Here is a 19,094-nt window from a genome sequence, read left to right as displayed (position 1 = left end):
CATAACTGGGACAGAGCCTTAACATTCGGCCAGTCACCTAACCAAATGAAGAGAATCGATCGACCATGCGCGCCCTTCTCGGGATCCTGATCTGCTTGTGTGCCCAACAGGCACTGGCCGATACCCGTTATGTCTCAGACAACATCTTTACCTTTATCCACAATGGTCCGGGTACCCAGTACCGGATCCTCGGCAGCGTCAAGGCTGGTGAACCGCTGGAAGTAAAGGCGGTGAACAACGAGGCCGGCTTCACCCAGGTGGTGGACGGTCGTGGCCGCGATGGCTGGATCAAGAACAGCGAGCTGCAGGGCGAGATCAGCCTGCGCGAGCGGCTGCCCCAGGTCCAGAAGGAGCTGGAGGAGCTCAAGGCTCGCCTGCAGAACCTCAACGGTGACAACGAGAAACGCTTCACCGAGAAGGATGGCAAGATCGCCGAGCAGAGCAAGGAGATCGCCAGCCTGAAGGCCCAGCTCGCCAGCCAGAGCGAGGAGATGGGGAACCTAAAGGAGCAGAACGACGCCCTGACCCAGAGCTATGACAACCAGGAGCACGACATGCAGATGGACTGGTTCATCCGCGGTGGTGCCATGGTGGGCGGCGGCATACTGCTCGGTATCCTGCTCCCCATGCTGCCCCGTCGTCGCAGCCGCGGCGAGCGCTGGATGAACTGATCCAGGTTCTGCCCCGGTGTTGCAGTCGTGGTGAATGCAGGACAAACGGACCGTTTCTGTCGGTCGGATGAAGAAGGGTCGCAATAGCGACCCTTCTTTTTTGCTCCGCATAAAATTGTATACAAAATAAGGCGATGAAATTGCCCACCTCGCCAGCTCCCGGCTTTAATGTGCGCCAAATGAGCCAATCAGCGATATTTGTTAATATCAGGCAACAATTTCATTTCATCTATGGGTCGATATTGTATACATTGTCGGCGTTTCGGCGGCACGGCCGCCTTCGTCGATATAGCCTGCGGGCGTACAGGAAGACCCCATATGTTCAAAGCCACTCAAGTTCTTGCAGCTGACTACCTTCCCTCCGATCTGGCCGCCCTGCGCGAAGCCATCACCCAGAATTACGTGGTGGATGAAAACGCCTATCTGGCGGAGCTCTCTGCCATGTTGCCGGGGGATGGCGCCTCGCTGGAGCGGGTGACCCAGCGTGCTCGTACCCTGGTGACCAAGGTACGCAAGGAGAGTGGCTCCGGCGATGGCATAGACGCCTTCCTGCAGGAGTACAGCCTGGACACCCAGGAGGGGATCATACTGATGTGCCTGGCCGAGGCCCTGCTGCGCATTCCCGATGCCGAGACCGCCGACGCCCTGATCAAGGACAAGCTCTCCGGCGCCAACTGGTCGTCCCATTTTCGCAAGAGCGACTCCACCCTGGTCAACGCCTCCACCTGGGGCCTGATGCTGACCGGCAAGATCATCAAGCTGGACAAGAAGCTGGACGGCAATCCGGCCAACATGCTGGGTCGCATGGTCAACAAGCTGGGCGAGCCCGTGGTGCGCTCCGCCATGTACGCCGCCATGAAGATCATGGGCAAGCAGTTCGTGCTGGGGCGCGACATGAAGGAGGCGCTGAAGGCGAGCCGCAAGTCCCGGGAGAAGGGTTACACCCACACCTATGACATGCTGGGGGAGTCCGCCCTGACCCTGGCCGATGCGGACAAGTATTTCGGCGACTACCAGCGCGCCATCGAGGCGGTCGGCAATGAGCGCATCAGCGACGGCGGCCCGGCCCCCTCCATCTCCATCAAGCTGTCGGCGCTGCATCCGCGCTATGACGTGGCGAACCGCGAGCGGGTGCTCGGCGAGATGAGCGAGCGACTGGTGGGGCTGGTGCGTCTGGCCCGTGACAAGGACGTGGCCATCAGCATAGATGCCGAGGAGATGGACCGCCTCGAGCTGTCGCTGGACCTGTTCGAGCAGCTCTATCGCTCCGAGGCCAACCGTGGCTGGGGCAAGCTCGGCATGGTGGTGCAGGCCTACTCCAAGCGTGCCCTGCCTGTGCTCTGCTGGTTGACCGGGCTGGCCCGCGAGCAGGGGGATCTGATCCCGGTTCGCTTGGTGAAAGGAGCTTACTGGGACAGCGAGCTGAAATATGCCCAGCAGGCCGGTCTGCCCGGCTATCCGCTGTTTACCCGCAAGGCGGGTACCGACATCTCCTACCTCGCCTGCGCCCGCTACCTGCTGAGCGAACCGACCCGCGGCTTCATCTCGCCCCAGTTTGCCACCCATAACGCCAATACAGTGGTCAGCATCCTGGAGATGGCCGGCGATCGCCAGTTTGAATTCCAGCGCCTGCACGGCATGGGGGAGGAGCTGCACAACGCCGTGCTCAGCGAATGTCCCGGCCTGCACTGCCGCATCTATGCGCCGGTCGGTGCCCACAAGGATCTGCTGCCCTATCTGGTGCGCCGCCTGCTGGAGAACGGGGCCAACACCTCCTTCGTCCACAAGCTGGTGGATCCCAACACCCCGGTGGACAGCCTGGCCGAGCACCCGCTGCGCACCCTGAAGCGCTATGGCAGCCTGGCCAATGACCGCATTCCGCAGCCGGTGAACCTGTTCACCGATCGCAAGAACTCCAGCGGCGTCAACATGAACATAGTCTCCATCCAGCGCCCCTTCTTCGCCAAGCTGAAGGAGCTGGAGAGCAAGCAGTGGCTGGCCGGCCCCATAGTCGATGGGGAGACCCTCAAGCGCAGCGAGGCCCGTACCGTGCTGAGCCCGCAGGACGTGAGCCAGCTAGTGGGCAAGATCCACTGGGCCGACGAGCAGGCGGTGGAGCAGGCGCTGGCCTCGGCCCATGCCGCCTTCCCGCGCTGGCGCGAGACGCCGGTGAGCGAGCGCGCCGCCGCGCTGGAGAAGCTGGCGGATTTGCTGGAAGCGAACCGCGAGCAGTTCATCTCCTTGTGTACCCGCGAGGCGGGCAAGCTGCTGCAGGACGGCATCGACGAGGTGCGCGAGGCGGTGGACTTCTGCCGCTACTACGCGGTGCAGGCCCGTGGCCTGATGGGGCAGGCGACCCTGCTGCCCGGCTACACGGGTGAGCAGAACGAGCTGTTCCTGCAGGGCCGTGGCGTCTTTGTCTGCATCAGCCCGTGGAACTTCCCGCTGGCCATCTTCCTCGGTCAAATCGCCGCGGCGCTGGCCACCGGCAACACCGTCATCGCCAAACCGGCGGAGCAGACCGGTCTCATCGCCCACCTGGCGGTGACCCTGGCCCATCAGGCCGGCATTCCCGGTGACGTGCTGCAACTGCTGCCGGGTGACGGCGCCACCGTGGGCGCCAAGCTGACGGCGGATGCCCGCATCGGCGGCGTCTGCTTCACCGGCTCCACCGAGACCGCAAAGCTGATCAACATGACCCTGGCCCAGCGCGATGGCGCCATACTGCCGCTCATCGCCGAGACCGGCGGTCAGAACGCCATGATAGTCGACTCCACCGCCCTGCCTGAGCAGGTGGTGCGCGACGTGGTGAGCGCCGCCTTCCAGAGCGCCGGCCAGCGCTGCTCCGCCCTGCGGGTGCTCTACCTGCAGGAGGAGATAGCGCCGCGGGTGCTGGAGATCCTGACCGGTGCGCTGCAGGAGCTGAAAGTGGGCAACCCGGCCGAACACAATACCGATGTGGGCCCGGTCATCGATGCCGAGGCCAAGGCCGGGCTGGATGCGCACCTGGTGCACATGATCCCGCGCTCACGTCTGATCGCTCAGGCCCCCATGCCATCCGCAACGCTGGCGGGCCACTTCGTGCAGCCGACCGCGCTGGAAATCGGCTCCATCCGCGAGCTGGTGAAGGAGCAGTTCGGCCCCATCCTGCACGTGGTGCGCTACGCCGCCAAGGAGCTGGACACTGTGATCGCGGATATCAACGGCACCGGCTACGGCCTGACGCTGGGGATCCACAGCCGCAACGAATCCCATGCCGAGGAGCTGGCCAGCCGCATCAACGTGGGCAACGTCTACATCAACCGCAACCAGATAGGCGCCATGGTCGGGGTGCAGCCGTTCGGTGGGCAGGGCCTCTCCGGCACAGGCCCCAAGGCGGGCGGCCCCCATTACCTGAGTCGCTTTGTGACCGAGAAGACCCGCACCATCAACACCACGGCGGTGGGCGGCAACGCCTCCCTGCTGGCGATGGGCGACGCCTGATCGACCGTGACCAACATCAGGCCGCCTGCGGGCGGCCTTTCTATTGGCACTACCTTGCCCTTTGGGCTGCCATCTTGGGGTCGCCAGCGGGCCCATGCGGTCGTAATATGGTCGCGACTCGTCACTTTTCACCGGGCCGCGTCCTGTGCATCATGCCGGGCAAGCCATTCTCATCTGACATCGCAACAAGAGTGTTCATCTGATGCCATTAACCGAACAGGCCCGCTGGTTCGTGCTGGGGGGCGATCACCTCGTCCTGCTGGATGAACAGGGGCGCATTCCACAAGGCCCCCGCGCCAGCCTGCCCGCCCATCTGCAATCCGCCACCTTTGAGCATTTTGACGAATGGGACGGCTTGCCCTGTTATCTGCTGGATCTGGGGACTGAGGCCGACCTCAGTCGGTTCATGCCGCTGCGCCAGCTGATGGTGGCCGGCGATGAAGAGGGTTTTCGCCTTGGGGGCCGAGCCTGGCAGCTGGCCACCTTCCGCCGCAGCCATCGCTTCTGCGGCGAGTGCGGCGCCCCCATGGCGCCCAAGAGCGGGGAGTGGGCACAGATGTGCCGGCAGGGTCACGTCGTCTACCCGCGCATCTCCCCCTGCATCATAGTGGCGGTGCGCAAGGGGCCGGCGATCCTGCTGGCGGCCCATCGCCGTCACTATCAGGCGGACGATCCCATGTATACCGTGCTGGCCGGCTTCGTGGAGGCGGGTGAGAATCTGGAGCAGTGCGTGGCGCGGGAGGTGTTCGAGGAGAGCGGCATCCGGGTGCGCAACGTGCGCTACGTGGCGAGCCAGCCCTGGCCCTTCCCCCACAGCCTGATGATGGGCTTCACCGCCGACTACGAGAGCGGCGAGATCCGGGTGCAGGATGAAGAGCTGGTGGCGGCCGATTTCTTCGAGGCCGATGCGCTGCCACGGCTGCCGCCCCACGGCACCATAGCGCGGCGCCTGATCGAGCAGAGTCTGGACGAGGCTGGCTGAGGTCGGGTTGAGCCCGGCAAAAAACGGGGCGCTTGTTTGCGCCCCTTCACATCTTTGCACTCCGGCGGCCCTGCGGCGCGTTTGGGCCGTCCGCCGCCGCGCACAAAGTGGTATCATATCCGCCATTTTATGCTGGATATGAACTCAGGAACTGGGATGAAAGAGCTGAAGAACGATCGATACCTGCGTGCCCTGCTGCGCCAGGAAGTGGACATGACCCCGGTATGGATGATGCGCCAGGCCGGCCGCTACCTGCCGGAATACAAGGCGACCCGCGCCGTCGCGGGGGACTTCATGTCCCTGTGCCGCAACGCCGAGCTGGCCTGTGAAGTCACCCTGCAGCCGCTGCGCCGCTATCCGCTCGATGCCGCCATCCTCTTCTCCGACATCCTGACCGTGCCCGACGCCATGGGGCTGGGCCTCTACTTCGAACACGGCGAAGGCCCGCGCTTCGAGCGCCCCATCAAATCCATGGCCGACGTGCAGGCGCTGCCCATCCCGGATCCGGAAGACGAGCTCGGCTACGTGATGAACGCGGTGCGCACCATACGCCGCGAGCTCAAGGGCGAAGTGCCGCTGATCGGTTTCTCCGGCAGCCCCTGGACCCTGGCAACCTACATGGTGGAGGGGGGCAGCTCCAAGGCCTTCACCAAGATCAAGCAGATGATGTATGCAGAGCCCATGACATTGCACCTGCTGCTGGACAAGCTGGCGGACAGCGTGATCAGTTATCTGAATGCCCAGATCAAGGCCGGCGCCCAGTCTGTCATGGTGTTCGACACCTGGGGTGGCGTGCTGACCCCGCGGGATTACCGCGACTTCTCCCTGCAGTACATGCACAAGATCGTCGATGGTCTGATCCGTGAAAATGAGGGCCGCCGCGTGCCAGTCACCCTGTTCACCAAGAACGGCGGCCAGTGGCTTGAGCAGATCGCCGCCACAGGTTGCGATGCGCTGGGACTGGACTGGACCATAGACATAGCGGATGCCAAGCGCCGGGTCGGTGACAAGGTGGCACTGCAGGGCAACATGGATCCCTCCATGCTCTATGCCGCGCCAGCGCGCATTCGCGAAGAGGTCGCCACCATCTTGGCGGGCTTTGGCAGCGGCAACGGCCACGTCTTCAACCTGGGCCACGGCATCCATCAGGACGTGGATCCCGAGCACGCCGGCGTCTTCGTCAATGCGGTGCACGAGCTGTCGGCTCAGTACCACGGTCGCTGAGACCGGTGAAAAGCACAGTGAGAACGGGGCCTGCGGGCCCCGTTTTGTTATCCGGTCCGCCCTGGTTTGGGGCTGCATCCCGGCCCCGGCTCGGGTTACACTGCGCCACACTCGCGGATAAATGAAGAGCAAGATGGGCGGTCGCAGCTGAGGCGGAAACGTAGCGTCCTCGCGGCAGCATCCTTGGTCATGGCAGGAGGCAAGATGAGCAAGAAGTCACTGGATTGGGGCATAGATCTCGGTGGTACCAAGTGTGAATGCGTGGTGCTCGATGGCGACGAGGTGCTGCTGCGTCATCGCATCCCCACCGAGCGCCAAGGCGGCTATCAGCACATGATCGGCCAGATCGCCAAACTGGTGGACGAGTGCGCCGCCAGGCTGGGTCAGCGGCCGACCGTGCTGGGCATGGGAACGCCGGGGGCGCGGGATCCCCAGACCGGGCTGATGAAGAACTGCAACACCACAGAACTCAACGACAAGCCGTTCAAGGAAGATCTGGAGCGCAGGCTGGGCGTGCCCGTGCTGATCGCCAACGACGCCAACTGCTTCGCGCTGGCGGAGACCCACCTGGGGGCGGTGCGCCAGCACCATCCCTCTGCACGCGTGGTGTTCGGCATCATAATGGGCACCGGGGTCGGCTCCGGCATCGTCATCAATGGCCAGATCCTCAACGGCCACCACGGTATCGCCGGGGAGTGGGGCCACAACGTGCTCTCCCCCGACGGGCCCGAGTGCTACTGCGGCAAGCGCGGCTGCGTCGAGACCTTCATCAGCGGCCCCGCGCTGGAAGCCTGGTATCAGGCCAAGGCCAAGCGTCATCTGTCGCTGGCCCAGATTGCGGCGGCCAGCGCCCACGATCACGTGGCCAAGCTCACCATAGACAGACTGCACCTGCTGTTTGGTCAGGCGCTGGCCAACGTGGTCAACATTCTGGATCCGGATGTGATCGTCATCGGTGGCGGGGTTGGCAATGTGCAGAGTCTCTACAGCGCCGGGCGGCAGACAATTTTGCCCTTCCTCTTTAATCCCCGCTTCGCGACCCCCATTATTGCTCCTGCCCTGGGGGATAGCGCCGGGGTGTTCGGGGCCGCCTTGCTGGCTCGTGGCGTATTCCAGGATGCCCTGCTGTCGTGAGCCATCCATCTGCCCTCTTTGCCGTCGCTAAGGACACACTTTTTCCATGATCAAGATTGCCATCAATGGTTACGGGCGGATCGGCCGCAACGTGTTGCGCGCCCTCTATGAAAGCGGGCGCGATCAGACCATCAAGATAGTTGCCATCAACGAGCTGGCGGCGCCCGAGGCCATGGTGCACCTCACCCGTTTCGACACCAGCCACGGCCGCTTCCGGTATCCGGTGCAGCTGGCTGGCAGCAGCATGCTGGTGGGGGAGGATCTCATCTCACTGTTCGCCGAGCGGGATCCTGCCAACCTGCCGTGGCGGGCGCTGGGGGTGGATGTGGTGCTGGACTGCACCGGGGTATTTGGCTCGCGGGCCGATGCCGAGCGTCACCTGGGAGCGGGGGCGGGCAAGGTCTTGTTCTCCCATCCGGCGGATGCGGATGTAGATGCGACCATCGTCTACGGGGTGAACCATCAGGTGCTGACAGGAAGGGAGCGGATCGTCTCCAACGCCTCCTGTACCACCAACTGCGTGGTGCCCGTCATCGAAACATTGCATCGAGAATTCGAGATAAATTGTGGTACTATTACGACAATTCATTCGGCCATGCATGATCAGCAAGTCATCGATGCCTACCACAGCGACTTGCGTCGAACCCGTGCTGCCAGCCAGTCCATCATTCCGGTGGATACCAAGCTGGCAAAGGGGTTGGAGCGAATCCTCCCCCACTTCGCCGGCAAGTTCGAGGCGATCGCGGTACGGGTGCCGACCATCAACGTAACCGCAATGGATCTCAGTATTACTGTTCGTAAAAAAGTGACGGTTACTGACGTAAATCAAGCCCTGCAACGGGCGTCCAGAGGTACATTAAGCGGTATTCTGGATTACACGGAAGAGCCATTGGTCTCCGTAGACTTCAATCATGATGCACACTCCTGCATCATTGATGGTACCCAGACCCGGGTCAGCGATGCCAACCTCGTCAAGATGTTGATGTGGTGCGATAACGAATGGGGCTTCGCCAACCGTATGCTGGATACCACCCGGGCCATGATGGCCGCAGGCTGAGAGCCTGAACGGGCGCAAGGTTACTGTTTTTAACATTACCTGAAAATATAGAGGACTGAATATGTCTGTTATCAAGATGACCGACCTGGATCTGGCGGGTAAACGCGTTCTGATCCGTGCTGACCTGAACGTACCGGTAAAAGACGGCAAGGTCACTTCCGACGCACGTATCGTGGCGACGCTGCCGACCATCAAGCTGGCTCTGGAAAAGGGCGCCAAGCTGATGATCACCTCCCACCTGGGTCGCCCGACCGAGGGTGAATACAACGAAGAGTTCTCCCTGGCTCCGGTTGTCAACTATCTGAAAGACGCTCTGTCCTGCCCGGTCCGCCTGGCCAAGGATTACCTGGATGGCGTAGATGTCGCCGCCGGTGAGCTGGTTGTGCTGGAAAACTGCCGTTTCAACAAAGGCGAGAAGAAAAACACCGAAGAGCTGGCCAAAAAATACGCCGCCCTGTGTGACGTCTTTGTAATGGATGCATTCGGTACTGCTCACCGCGCCGAAGGTTCTACCTACGGTGTGGCTCAATTTGCCCCGATCGCCTGTGCAGGCCCCCTGCTGGCCGGTGAACTGGAAGCCCTGGGCAAAGCCATGCTCAAGCCCGAGCGTCCGATGGTTGCCATCGTGGGCGGCTCCAAGGTCTCCACCAAGCTGACCGTACTGGAATCCCTCTCCAAGATTGCTGACCAGCTGGTGGTCGGTGGTGGCATCGCCAACACCTTCATCGCAGCTGCCGGTCACAACGTCGGCAAGTCCCTGTGTGAACACGACCTGCTCGACACCGCCAAGAAACTGGCCGCCGAGACCAACATTCCGGTCACCACAGACGTGGTCGTGGGTACCGAGTTCTCCGAGTCCACTCCGGCCACCATCAAGTCCGTCTCCGACGTGACCGACGGCGACATGATCTTCGACATCGGCCCTGACTCTGCCAAGGCCCTGGCCGACATCATCATGAACGCCAAGACCATTCTGTGGAACGGCCCGGTCGGCGTGTTCGAGTTCGACCAGTTCTCCGCAGGCACCAAGGTGATCGCCGAAGCCATCGCTGCTTCTCCGGCCTTCTCCATCGCTGGTGGTGGTGACACCCTGGCCGCCATCGACAAGTTCGGCATCGCCGACAAAGTCTCCTACATCTCCACCGGCGGCGGCGCCTTCCTGGAGTTTGTAGAAGGCAAGGTACTGCCGGCTGTTGCGATGCTGGAACAGCGCGCCAAAGCCTAATTGACCCGAGACGGGGGGCAAAAGCCTCCCGTTTCGTTTATCATGTGGCCGCTGTGCCGGTTCATGATGAACCCCCCATTTTTTATTAACGGCATACGAGAACAGGACGATTAAACATGTCTAAGAAAATTTTCGACTTCGTAAAACCCGGCGTGATCACTGGTGATGACGTTCAGAAAGTATTCGCCATCGCCAAAGAGAACGGCTTCGCTCTGCCGGCCGTCAACTGCGTTGGTACCGACTCCGTTAACGCCGTGCTGGAAGCTGCCGCCAAGGTCAAAGCGCCGGTTATCGTTCAGTTCTCCAACGGTGGTGCCGTATTCACCGCCGGCAAGGGTCTGAAGCTGGAAGGCCAGAAAGCCGCCATCCTGGGTGCCATCTCCGGTGCCAAGCACGTTCACGCCGTTGCCGAAGCCTATGGCATCCCGGTTATCCTGCACACCGACCACGCTGCCAAGAAGCTGCTGCCGTGGATCGACGGTCTGCTGGAAGCGGGCGAGAAGCACTTTGCTGAAACCGGCAAGCCGCTGTTCTCCTCCCACATGCTGGATCTGTCCGAAGAGTCTCTGGAAGAGAACATCGACATCTGCTGCGAGTACCTGACCCGCATGGCCAAGATGAACATGACTCTGGAGCTGGAACTGGGTTGCACCGGTGGCGAAGAAGACGGTGTGGACAACAGCCACATGGACCAATCCGCCCTGTACACCCAGCCGGAAGACGTGGCTTACGCCTACGAGCGTCTGTCCAAGATCAGCCCGCGTTTCACCATCGCTGCCTCCTTCGGCAACGTGCACGGTGTTTACAAGCCGGGTAACGTCAAGCTGACCCCGTCCATCCTGGATGCTTCCCAGAAGTTCGTTTCCGAGAAGTTTGGTCTGCCTGCCAAGTCTCTGGACTTCGTGTTCCACGGTGGTTCAGGTTCCACTCTGGAAGAGATCCGCGAGTCCATCTCCTACGGCGTCGTGAAGATGAACATCGACACCGACACCCAGTGGGCTACTTGGGAAGGTCTGCTGCACTTCTACAAGACCAACGAAGCTTACCTGCAAGGTCAGCTGGGCAACCCGGAAGGTGCTGACAAGCCGAACAAGAAGTTCTACGATCCGCGCGTATGGCTGCGTGCCGGTCAGACTTCCATGATCGCCCGTCTGGAGAAAGCTTTCTCCGACCTGAACGCCATCAACGTACTGTAATTCGTTACCGTATCTTGATTGCTGCAAAGGCGCCCCTCGGGGCGCCTTTCGTGTTTGTGGGGGCCAGTATCAGACCCTGATCGCAGCAAAGATCCCTGCGGTATCCGGGGAAATGAGTCTGTCGATGGCCTGCCTCAAGCCACGAATGCAGCAAAAGGTGTCCTTTGGGACGCCTTTTGCATTTCTGTGATCCACGGAGGCTGGATTGGTGGCGGGGGGCTGGGTATTATCGATGACAGGTTGTTTATTTTAGTAAACGCATGGCTACCAAGGCAGGACGCTGAGTATGCAGGCAGGAAAGCACAACGGACATCATGAACACGTGGCCTCCTATTACGCGGCCACCCGCAATGACAATCAGCAGTGGCCCGAGCTCAGCGGTGAGCTCAATGTCGACGTCTGCATCATAGGTGGCGGCTTCACCGGCCTCAACACCGCCATCAACCTGGCACAGGCGGGCTACAAGGTAGCCCTGCTGGAGGCCAATCGCATCGGCTGGGGGGCGTCCGGCCGCAACGGCGGCCAGCTCATTCGCGGCATAGGCCATGACACAGGCCAGTTTGCCCGCTGGATAGGCGAGCAGGGGGTGCGCGAGCTGGATCTGATGGGGTTGGAGGCGGTCCAGCTGGTGCGAGAGCGCATCGAGCACTTCAACATCGACTGTGACCTCACCTGGGGCTACTGCGATCTCGCGACCCGCCAACGTCATCTGGCCGGGTTTGAAGAGGAGGCGGCGCATCTGGCCAGCCTTGGCTATCAGCACGAGATCACGCTGGTGCCACGGGAGGAGATCCACTCAGTAGTGGGGTCTGATCGCTATATCGGCGGCATGATCGACATGGGTTCGGGCCACCTGCATCCCCTCAACCTGGCGCTGGGCGAGGCGCGTGCCGCCGCCAGCCTGGGGGTTGCCCTGTTCGAACAGTCCAGGGTGGCGCATATCGATTATGGCGAGCGGGTGCAGATCACCACGGCTCACGGCCGGGTCTGCAGCGATTATCTGGTGATCGGTTGCAACGCCTATCTCAACGATCTTAATCCCGAACTGGGGGGGAGGGTGCTGCCGGCCGGCTCCTATATTCTCGCCACCGAAGTGCTGGAGAAGCGGCTGCGCCAGCGGCTGCTGCCGCAAAACATGGCGGTGTGCGATCAGAACGTGGCGCTCGACTACTATCGTCTCTCCGCCGACGGTCGCCTGCTGTTTGGCGGGGCCTGCAACTACTCTGGGCGCGATCCCAAGGACATAAAGGCGTTCATGCTGCCCAAGCTGCTGCGGGTCTTCCCTGAGCTGGCGGGCACCGCCATCGAGTTTCAGTGGGGGGGCATGATAGGCATAGGTGCCAACCGCCTGCCACAGATTGGCCGCTTGCAGGATCATCCCAACGTCTTCTATGCCCAGGCCTATTCCGGTCATGGCCTCAACGCTACGCACATGGCGGCCAAGCTGGTGGCCGAGGCGATCAAGGGGGAGAGCCGGGGGTTCGATCTGTTCAGTAGCGTGCCCCACATGACCTTCCCCGGTGGCCCGGCGCTGCGCTCGCCCCTGCTGGCGCTCGGGATGCTGTGGCACCGGATGAAGGATCTGCTGTAAGGAGAGAGAAAACCGTCGAGGAGGCGTTGCCTTGGCCGGGAGCTGTGGGTCGGCGTTTACTGAGGGGGCTCGGCCAGGCGCCAGCCCTGTTCGGTTTTCATCATCCAGACGTCGGCCTGCTGTGGCAGCACCTGTCCCGCTTCGAACTCGCCGTATTTGCGCTCCAGCTCCATCAGTCCCATCTCCTGCTGGAAGGGGCCGACCCTGTCATAGACCAGGTCCTCGTCGTGCTGCACCCGCAACTGATCCAGCCCTTTCTTGAAATGGAGTTGGTAGCTCACCTTGATCAGATAGACCCCCTCCATGCGCTCCTCCTTGTCGATAAGGGTGAAGTCGCTGATCTCGAACAGATGGGTATCTGTCTCTGCCTGCAGTTTGGCGGTCACCTGGGACTGGATCGCCTCTTCACCGGGGCCTGCGTAACAGCCATATAGCCAGAGGGCCAGCAGGGGGATGAACCACTTTTTCATCAAAACTCCGGACGAACGAGACGGGAAAGGGCAAATTCTGCCACGGCGCCTGTCATATACAAGGGATTGCCAGAAAAATCAGCGGTTAACCGTTGGGCCCTGGCGTCAGACCGGGCCTGCCGCCTTCAACGCAACTTGTCGAGCTGACCCAAAAACTCGGCGGGGCCCATGAAGCCGGTCACCCGCTGGCCGCTCACCTCGTTGCCGGCACGGTCGAAGAAGATCAGGGTCGGCAGCCCCAGCACGTTGAGGCCGTTGAGCAGCTCCACATCTGCATCATCGTTGGCGGTGACGTCCGCCTGCAACAATACCATCTGGCCGAAGCGCTCACGCACGGCGGGATCGCTGAAGGTCTTGTGCTCGAACTCCTTGCAGGCGACGCACCAGTCGGCATAGAGGTCCAGCAGCACCGGCTTGCCGCGGGCGGCGGCCAGCTGCATCTTGAGATCATCCAGCGTCTTGATGCGGATGAACTGGGGTGCCTGGACGTCGGCGTTGGCCTTGACGCCGGGTTCGGGCAGCAGCAGGTCCTTGCCCACCACCACGGCGCTGATCATCGCCAGCAGCAGCACGAAGCCGCGCAGGCTGCGTGCCACCGAGTGACTCTGATGCTGGTTGTGGTGATAGAGATAGCCGCACAGCACCAATCCCCAACCCAGCCAGGCCAGGGTGGCCATCTGATCGCTCCACAGCCGTGACAGCAGCAGTATGGGCACCGCCAATAGCGCAAAACCAAAGAGTTGCTTGATCACGTCCATCCAGGCTCCGGCCCTGGGCAGCAGCTTGCCGCCCGAGGTGCCGAGCAGCAGCAGCGGCAGCCCCATCCCCAAGGAGAGGGCATAGAGGGCCGCGCCGCCGAGCCAGAGATCGCCGCTCTGGGCCACGTAGATGAGGGCGCCGGAGAGCGGGGCCGTGGTGCAGGGGGAGCAGACCAGGCCGGAGATCATCCCCATGATGCCGACCCCGAGCACTGAGCCGCCCTGCTGGCGGTTGGAGAGGCCGGACAGCCGGGTTTGCAGGCTGCTCGGTAGCTGCAGGGTGTAGAGCCCGAACATGGAGAGCGCCAGCAGCACGAACATGACGGAGAGCCCGATCAGCACATAGGGGTGTTGCAGTACCGCCTGGAATTTCAGGCCCGCCGACGCCACCACCAGCCCGAGCAGGGTATAGGTCACCGCCATTCCCTGCACATAGACGAAGGAGAGCAGGAAGGCGCGACGGGTGGAAAGATGATGGCCCGCACCAGCTATGATGCCGGTCAAAATGGGGTACATAGGGAAGACGCAGGGAGTGAAGGCGAGGCCGAGCCCCAGCGCAAAGAAGGCGGCTATGCTGAGCCAGAATCCCTGGCTGCCAAGGGCAGCGGCCAGCTGATCCTGCTGGCTGCTGGCCGTGGTGTCGGCGGCTGCATCCATGCTGGCCTGCGCGACATCGCTGGTACTGGCCACCATGGGCTGCACCGCAATCTGCTTGTCGGTGGGCGGGTAGCAGAGGCCGTCGGTACAGCCCTGATAGCTGACGGTGAGGCTGGCCTGCTGGCCCGCCTCGGTCAGGGTGACGGGGATCTGCACCTCCCGGTAGTAGACCCGGGTCTTGCCGAAGAAGTCATCCTGATGCTCGTCACCTGCGGGCAAGACGGGTTCGCTGAAGGCGAGGTTCTCGCCCTTGAAGCGGAAGCTGTGGCGGTAGAGGTAGTAGTCATCGGCGATGCGCAGGGTCAGCAGCAACTGCTTGCCCTGCTGTTCACTCTCAAGCACGAAGGCGTCGTCGACTTTCAGAAACTTGGGCTGGGCGTTGGCCTCGATGCCAAGAGCACTCAGCAGACTGTCACTGCCGGCCTGAACCGGCGTCGCACTCAGGGTGGACAGCAGCAGGGCGGAGAGCACAAGCAGGGGGGAGAGCAGGCGAGACAGCGTCATGAGGTTTCCTGTGTTAACCAGTCGAGATAGGGCTGATGGCCCTGGCTTGTCGGGAGTGCCAGGATCTCCGGCACCTCATAGGGGTGATGGCTGAGAATGCATTGGCGCAAGGGTTCGAACAGGGAGGACCGCGACTTGATGATGAGCTGGATCTCCCGTGCCCGCTCGATCTTCCCCTGCCAGCGATAGACGGAGGTAAGACCGGGCAGTTGATTGATGCAGGCCGCCAGCCGCTGGTTCAGCAGTTGTTCGCTGATGAGGTCGGCACTGGCCTCATCTGGGCAGGTGCAGAGCACCAGAATAGCATCTGTCATGGTGAAATATCTCGTCCGTGCTGGGCGGCCAGGCGCCCGTAAACCAGTGGCTACTATACCTAGCGACGGGGCAAATAGCATCTGGCGGCCTTTATCGGCTCGACATGAAAATAAGTGGGGGGCATGAGATAGACGCTATCAAAGGGACAGGGCAGAATGAGCGGGCTTGTTCCCACTCGACGTAAGGAAATGTATGACCCAACAGAATGAGCAGCAGAGAAACCGTATGTTGAGCCTGTTGCGCGAAGGTGAGCGCCGTATGTTGGTACAACTGGCCGGTCTGCTGCGTACCAGTGCCGATGAAATCAATGCCGAACTGGAAAAAGAGGAGCTGCTGGCTGCCCTGGAGCAACCCGTCACGGTGGAGTATCTCAACGGCGTGGTGCAACACCATCTGTTCGAGCGTCTGCACAAGGGTGACATGGTGGCGGCCCAGCGCCTGCTGAATCAGTACCAGAGCGACCTTGAGGCCATGTTGACCCAGGAGTCGGCAGAGGCGGATGCCCCGACCGAAGAGCTGAAGGCGCAAGCCTGAAGGCTGCGGCAGGCCCGACTGGCTTGCCTTCCTCCAGCACCATCATGCCAGTCGCATGATGGTGCCTCGTTATTCCTGCCCTGTTTTCCTGTCTCCTAACCCAGTGCGTTCTGCTGCACCTGACCCGGTATCGGGAACACCTTGTCATAGCTCCAGTTGTAGATGAAGGCGTAGACCAGGTAGAACAGCACGAAGCCCAGATCTAGCACCAGCGCCTCCATCATGCTGATCTCGAGCCACCAGGCCATCACTGGCAAGGCGACAAACAGCAGGCCCCCTTCAAAGCCCATTGCATGCCATACCCGCTGCCAGAGCGTCTTGTGGGTGTGACCCTGATACTTGAGCAGCAGTTTGTCCACGCCGATGTTGTAGACGTAGTTCCAGACGGTGGCGAGCACCGAGAAGAACAACGCCAGCGGCCCCATATGGTTGAGTCCTACGCCAGTGATCCAGCTTGCCAGGGGGGCGGCGATCAGCAGGCCAATCAGTTCGAAGCCAATGGCATGGCGCAGGCGGTCACGGGTATTACGCATGGTCTGTCTCTCTATCTATCTGTGTCTGAGTGTCTATGGCGGCCAATTTATCGCGAATTTATGATAGGTTCACGTTGGTATCTATCGTTAAAATAGATAGATTGGCGCACAGCCAGGTCATGACAGGATCAACCGGATGAACCCCTCGCTGGAACAACTCAAGGCGCTGCTGGCGGCAGCAGAGACCGGCTCCTTCTCGGCGGCTGCCCGCAAGCTGGGCAAGGCGCAGTCCGTGGTCAGCACCGCTATCGCCAACCTGGAGATAGATCTTGGGCTGGAGCTGTTTGATCGCTCGGCCCGCTATCCCGTGCTGACGGAGGCGGGCACCCGCATCCACCAGGAAGCCTGCATCTTGCTGGCCCAAAGCGAGCGCTTGCAGGCGATCGCCGGGGAGCTGGCCGCAGGCATAGAGTCGCGGCTCACCCTGGCCATCGACGATGATTCCCACCTGCCATGGCTCGGCTCCCTGCTGGAGGAGTTCGCCACTCGTTACCCGGGTGTCGAACTGGAGCTGCTGTTTCCCCTGATGGAGGATGTGACCGAGCTGCTCAAGAGCGGTCGGGCCCAGCTTGGCATCAGTTACCAGAAGGAGCAGCCGGAGCGGGAGATAGCCTCCCGTTCGCTGGGCTCCGTCGGTATGCCGCTGGTGGTCTCCCCCGATCATCCGCTGGCCCACAGGACGCCGCTGCGAGAGAGCGATCTGCAAGGGGCCCGCCAGCTGATGGTGACGGGACGGCGGGAGGGCACGGAGCGCCACCGCTTCCGCCTCTCGGCACAGGTGTGGTGGGTGGAGGGGGATCTCGGCATTCTGGAGCTGGTCAAATTAGGGCTGGGGTGGGCGGCGATCCCCGATTTTCTGCTGCATCGGCCGCTGGCGCGGGGGGAGGTGGTGGTGCTCAACCCGGATTTCATCGCCAAGGCCGAACTGGAGCTGGAGTTGCAGTGGCATCGCGCCCGCCCGCTCGGGCAGGCGGGGCGCTGGCTTAAAGAAGCACTGCTGGCGCGGGTGCCTCGTTAGCCGACCTTACTCAGTCAGCGAGTAGGGCAGGGCTTGCAGAGCAAGGCTGGAGGCCTCCTCCTGCTTGAAACGAAAACGGGCATCGGTCTCTGTATCCTTGGGCAGCACGGCCGTGATCCACACCTGACCAGCCTGTTGCCAGACGTTGAGCACCATGCCGCTGCGCCGCCAGTTGTCACCGAGCTGGATCTCCAGGGCATCGCCACAGGCGACGGGCTCGCTGGCGGTGCCGGCCAGCACGAACAGGGCGCGGTTGTTGGCACCGCGATACTTGGCGCGGGCGACTGTCTCCTGCCCCATGTAGCAGCCCTTGATGAAGCTGATGCCATCCAGCGCCTGCAGGTTCAACATCTGGGGTATGTACTCCCCCTGATGCACGGCTTCCAGATGGGGGATGCCGGCCTTGATATCCAGTCCCCACCAGAGTGATTCGCTGCCGGCAGGCAGATCCAGTACCTGCGGCTGCTCGCTCACCAGCAGCCAGCGATCCGCTTCGACCCGTACCGCCATGCCCTCTTCGATGAGCCCGCTCTCGGTCAGGCCGAAGCGGGTGGCGATCCAGTCATCCGACCCCTGACCGGCCACGCCGACTGCCTGGCCATGATTCTCGCCTATCTCGACCTTGGCAAATACCGCAAACTTCTTGAGCTCGGGCAACTGACGCGTCAGCACGGAGGGCTTGGTCAGCAACAGCAGGCGATCGTTCAGGCAGAGCAGACGGAAGTCGCTCCACAGCTTGCCCTTGGCATCGCAGTGGCCGCCCAGCGTGCTTTGACCCGGTTGCAGGGCAGTGACGTCACAGGTGACCTGGCCTTGCAGATACTTGACGCGATCCGCACCGGTCAGACTGGTGATGGCCAGGTCGGTCAGGGAGAAAAGGGTTGGCTCGGCAGGAAAAACAGGCGTTTGCAGGCTCACGATGGTATTCCAGAGACAGAAAGTATGTGACCTGCATGGTAAAGACGTAAGGAATGTTTGTCAGCCGGAAAATCCAGCTGTTACCATCCCCGGGTCTTTGTAAGGAGAGTTCCATGTTGAGCCCAATTGAAAAATCCCGCCTGAAGTGGGCCTGCCGTCGTGGCATGCTCGAGCTGGATGTGATCTTTATGCCGTTCTTTGAACACGAGTTCGACAGCCTGAACGATGAGCAGCAGCAGACCTTCATTCGTCTGCTGGAGAGCGATGACCCTGACCTGTTCAAGTGGTGCATGGGCCACGGCGTTCCGGCTGACCCCGCCTTTGCCGCCATGATCCCCCTGATCCTGGAGCGCAATCAGGCGCGCCACGACAGCTTGAGCTGATCCCTGATGCGGGTGGTCATGCCCGTCATACCTTCCCGGCAGCAGCGCGTTCTGCTGCTGATCCTGTTTCTGCTGTTGTGGTGGCCGGTTGCCAGTCTGATCAATGGCTGGCAGTGGGCTCTGTGGTTGCCCTGCTGGCTGATAGGGGGCTGGCTGACCTGGCGCAGCACCCGTCGCAGTGCCGGTTTGCTGGCGTGGGATGGGCAATGGCTGGAATGGCAGGGCCATCGCTACCAGCTGGGCACGCGCAGCCGCATCCTGCCAGGGGCACTCTGGTTGCAACTGGTAACAGGGGATGGGCTCTATGCCCGTCTCTGGCTCTTCTCCGACGCGCTCGCGCCGGAGCATTACAGGGCGCTGGCCCGCGCCATCAAACTAACGCTACCCGCCCGTTAATCGTCCCGTCTGTTTCTCCCCTTCTCCCTCATAGCAAATGACCCC

The 19,094-nt window shown here is 61.9% G+C and carries 18 protein-coding genes; 13 read left to right on the top strand and 5 right to left on the bottom strand.

The window, feature by feature from the left end; genetic code table 11:
• Nucleotides 1-65: 65 nt before the first annotated feature.
• From BN1118_RS05960 to BN1118_RS05920, 9 genes are all read left to right on the top strand, one after another.
• Nucleotides 66-671, top strand: coding sequence for a TIGR04211 family SH3 domain-containing protein (locus BN1118_RS05960; protein WP_043554990.1), 606 nt, complete (start codon nucleotides 66-68; stop codon nucleotides 669-671).
• Nucleotides 672-989: 318 nt separating this feature from the next.
• Nucleotides 990-4,154, top strand: coding sequence for a bifunctional proline dehydrogenase/L-glutamate gamma-semialdehyde dehydrogenase PutA (gene putA / locus BN1118_RS05955; RefSeq protein WP_043142225.1), 3,165 nt, complete (start codon nucleotides 990-992; stop codon nucleotides 4,152-4,154).
• A 202-nt stretch (nucleotides 4,155-4,356) separates the two neighbouring features.
• Nucleotides 4,357-5,136 (top strand): NAD(+) diphosphatase, encoded by a 780-nt coding sequence (nudC, locus tag BN1118_RS05950; protein ID WP_043554989.1) that lies wholly within the window; start codon nucleotides 4,357-4,359, stop codon nucleotides 5,134-5,136.
• Nucleotides 5,137-5,292: 156 nt separating this feature from the next.
• Entirely contained in the window at nucleotides 5,293-6,360 is a 1,068-nt protein-coding gene (gene hemE / locus BN1118_RS05945) for a uroporphyrinogen decarboxylase (protein ID WP_043554988.1), read from the top strand.
• 204 nt (nucleotides 6,361-6,564) lie between these two features.
• Entirely contained in the window at nucleotides 6,565-7,494 is a 930-nt protein-coding gene (locus tag BN1118_RS05940) for an ROK family protein (protein ID WP_043554986.1), read from the top strand.
• Between the two features lie 46 nt (nucleotides 7,495-7,540).
• On the top strand, nucleotides 7,541-8,551 hold the full coding sequence (gene epd / locus BN1118_RS05935) for an erythrose-4-phosphate dehydrogenase (protein WP_043142216.1): 1,011 nt from the start codon (nucleotides 7,541-7,543) through the stop codon (nucleotides 8,549-8,551).
• 61 nt (nucleotides 8,552-8,612) lie between these two features.
• On the top strand, nucleotides 8,613-9,776 hold the full coding sequence (locus tag BN1118_RS05930) for a phosphoglycerate kinase (RefSeq protein WP_005318809.1): 1,164 nt from the start codon (nucleotides 8,613-8,615) through the stop codon (nucleotides 9,774-9,776).
• Between the two features lie 116 nt (nucleotides 9,777-9,892).
• Entirely contained in the window at nucleotides 9,893-10,972 is a 1,080-nt protein-coding gene (gene fbaA, locus BN1118_RS05925) for a class II fructose-bisphosphate aldolase (RefSeq protein ID WP_042872748.1), read from the top strand.
• A 286-nt stretch (nucleotides 10,973-11,258) separates the two neighbouring features.
• Nucleotides 11,259-12,563: an NAD(P)/FAD-dependent oxidoreductase gene (locus tag BN1118_RS05920; protein ID WP_043554984.1), complete on the top strand. Its 1,305-nt coding sequence runs from the start codon at nucleotides 11,259-11,261 to the stop codon at nucleotides 12,561-12,563.
• A gap of 56 nt (nucleotides 12,564-12,619) precedes the next feature.
• Here the strand turns inward: BN1118_RS05920 and BN1118_RS05915 are convergent, their stop codons facing one another.
• From BN1118_RS05915 to cutA, 3 genes are all read right to left on the bottom strand, one after another.
• Nucleotides 12,620-13,033 (bottom strand): hypothetical protein, encoded by a 414-nt coding sequence (locus BN1118_RS05915; protein WP_043554981.1) that lies wholly within the window; start codon nucleotides 13,031-13,033, stop codon nucleotides 12,620-12,622.
• A gap of 125 nt (nucleotides 13,034-13,158) precedes the next feature.
• A complete protein-coding gene (locus tag BN1118_RS05910; RefSeq protein ID WP_043554980.1) occupies nucleotides 13,159-14,952 on the bottom strand; it encodes a protein-disulfide reductase DsbD in 1,794 nt (597 codons plus the stop codon).
• Nucleotides 14,949-15,266 (bottom strand): divalent-cation tolerance protein CutA, encoded by a 318-nt coding sequence (gene cutA, locus BN1118_RS05905; RefSeq protein WP_042872740.1) that lies wholly within the window; start codon nucleotides 15,264-15,266, stop codon nucleotides 14,949-14,951. Before cutA ends, BN1118_RS05910 begins: the two co-directional genes overlap by 4 nt.
• 193 nt (nucleotides 15,267-15,459) lie before the next feature.
• Between cutA and BN1118_RS05900 the strand changes: the two genes are divergently transcribed.
• On the top strand, nucleotides 15,460-15,801 hold the full coding sequence (locus tag BN1118_RS05900; RefSeq protein ID WP_042872738.1) for a hypothetical protein: 342 nt from the start codon (nucleotides 15,460-15,462) through the stop codon (nucleotides 15,799-15,801).
• Between the two features lie 95 nt (nucleotides 15,802-15,896).
• On the opposite strand, the gene BN1118_RS05895 is transcribed toward BN1118_RS05900, so the two are convergent.
• A complete protein-coding gene (locus BN1118_RS05895; RefSeq protein ID WP_021139191.1) occupies nucleotides 15,897-16,334 on the bottom strand; it encodes a PACE efflux transporter in 438 nt (145 codons plus the stop codon).
• A 136-nt stretch (nucleotides 16,335-16,470) separates the two neighbouring features.
• Here BN1118_RS05895 and BN1118_RS05890 point away from each other — a divergent pair, with 136 nt between their 5' ends.
• Nucleotides 16,471-17,352: a LysR family transcriptional regulator gene (locus tag BN1118_RS05890; RefSeq protein ID WP_042872733.1), complete on the top strand. Its 882-nt coding sequence runs from the start codon at nucleotides 16,471-16,473 to the stop codon at nucleotides 17,350-17,352.
• Between the two features lie 6 nt (nucleotides 17,353-17,358).
• Here BN1118_RS05890 and ygfZ read toward each other — a convergent pair whose 3' ends face one another.
• On the bottom strand, nucleotides 17,359-18,270 hold the full coding sequence (gene ygfZ / locus BN1118_RS05885; protein ID WP_043554978.1) for a tRNA-modifying protein YgfZ: 912 nt from the start codon (nucleotides 18,268-18,270) through the stop codon (nucleotides 17,359-17,361).
• A gap of 113 nt (nucleotides 18,271-18,383) precedes the next feature.
• Here ygfZ and sdhE point away from each other — a divergent pair, with 113 nt between their 5' ends.
• A complete protein-coding gene (gene sdhE, locus BN1118_RS05880) occupies nucleotides 18,384-18,653 on the top strand; it encodes an FAD assembly factor SdhE (protein ID WP_042872728.1) in 270 nt (89 codons plus the stop codon).
• Nucleotides 18,654-18,671: 18 nt separating this feature from the next.
• Nucleotides 18,672-19,049, top strand: coding sequence for a protein YgfX (locus tag BN1118_RS05875; protein ID WP_209428858.1), 378 nt, complete (start codon nucleotides 18,672-18,674; stop codon nucleotides 19,047-19,049).
• The last annotated feature ends 45 nt before the right edge of the window (nucleotides 19,050-19,094 follow it).

Origin of the sequence: Aeromonas bestiarum, assembly GCF_000819745.1 — a bacterium.
Lineage (GTDB): Bacteria > Pseudomonadota > Gammaproteobacteria > Enterobacterales > Aeromonadaceae > Aeromonas > Aeromonas bestiarum.
This window is presented reverse-complemented; position numbering and strand designations above follow the sequence as displayed.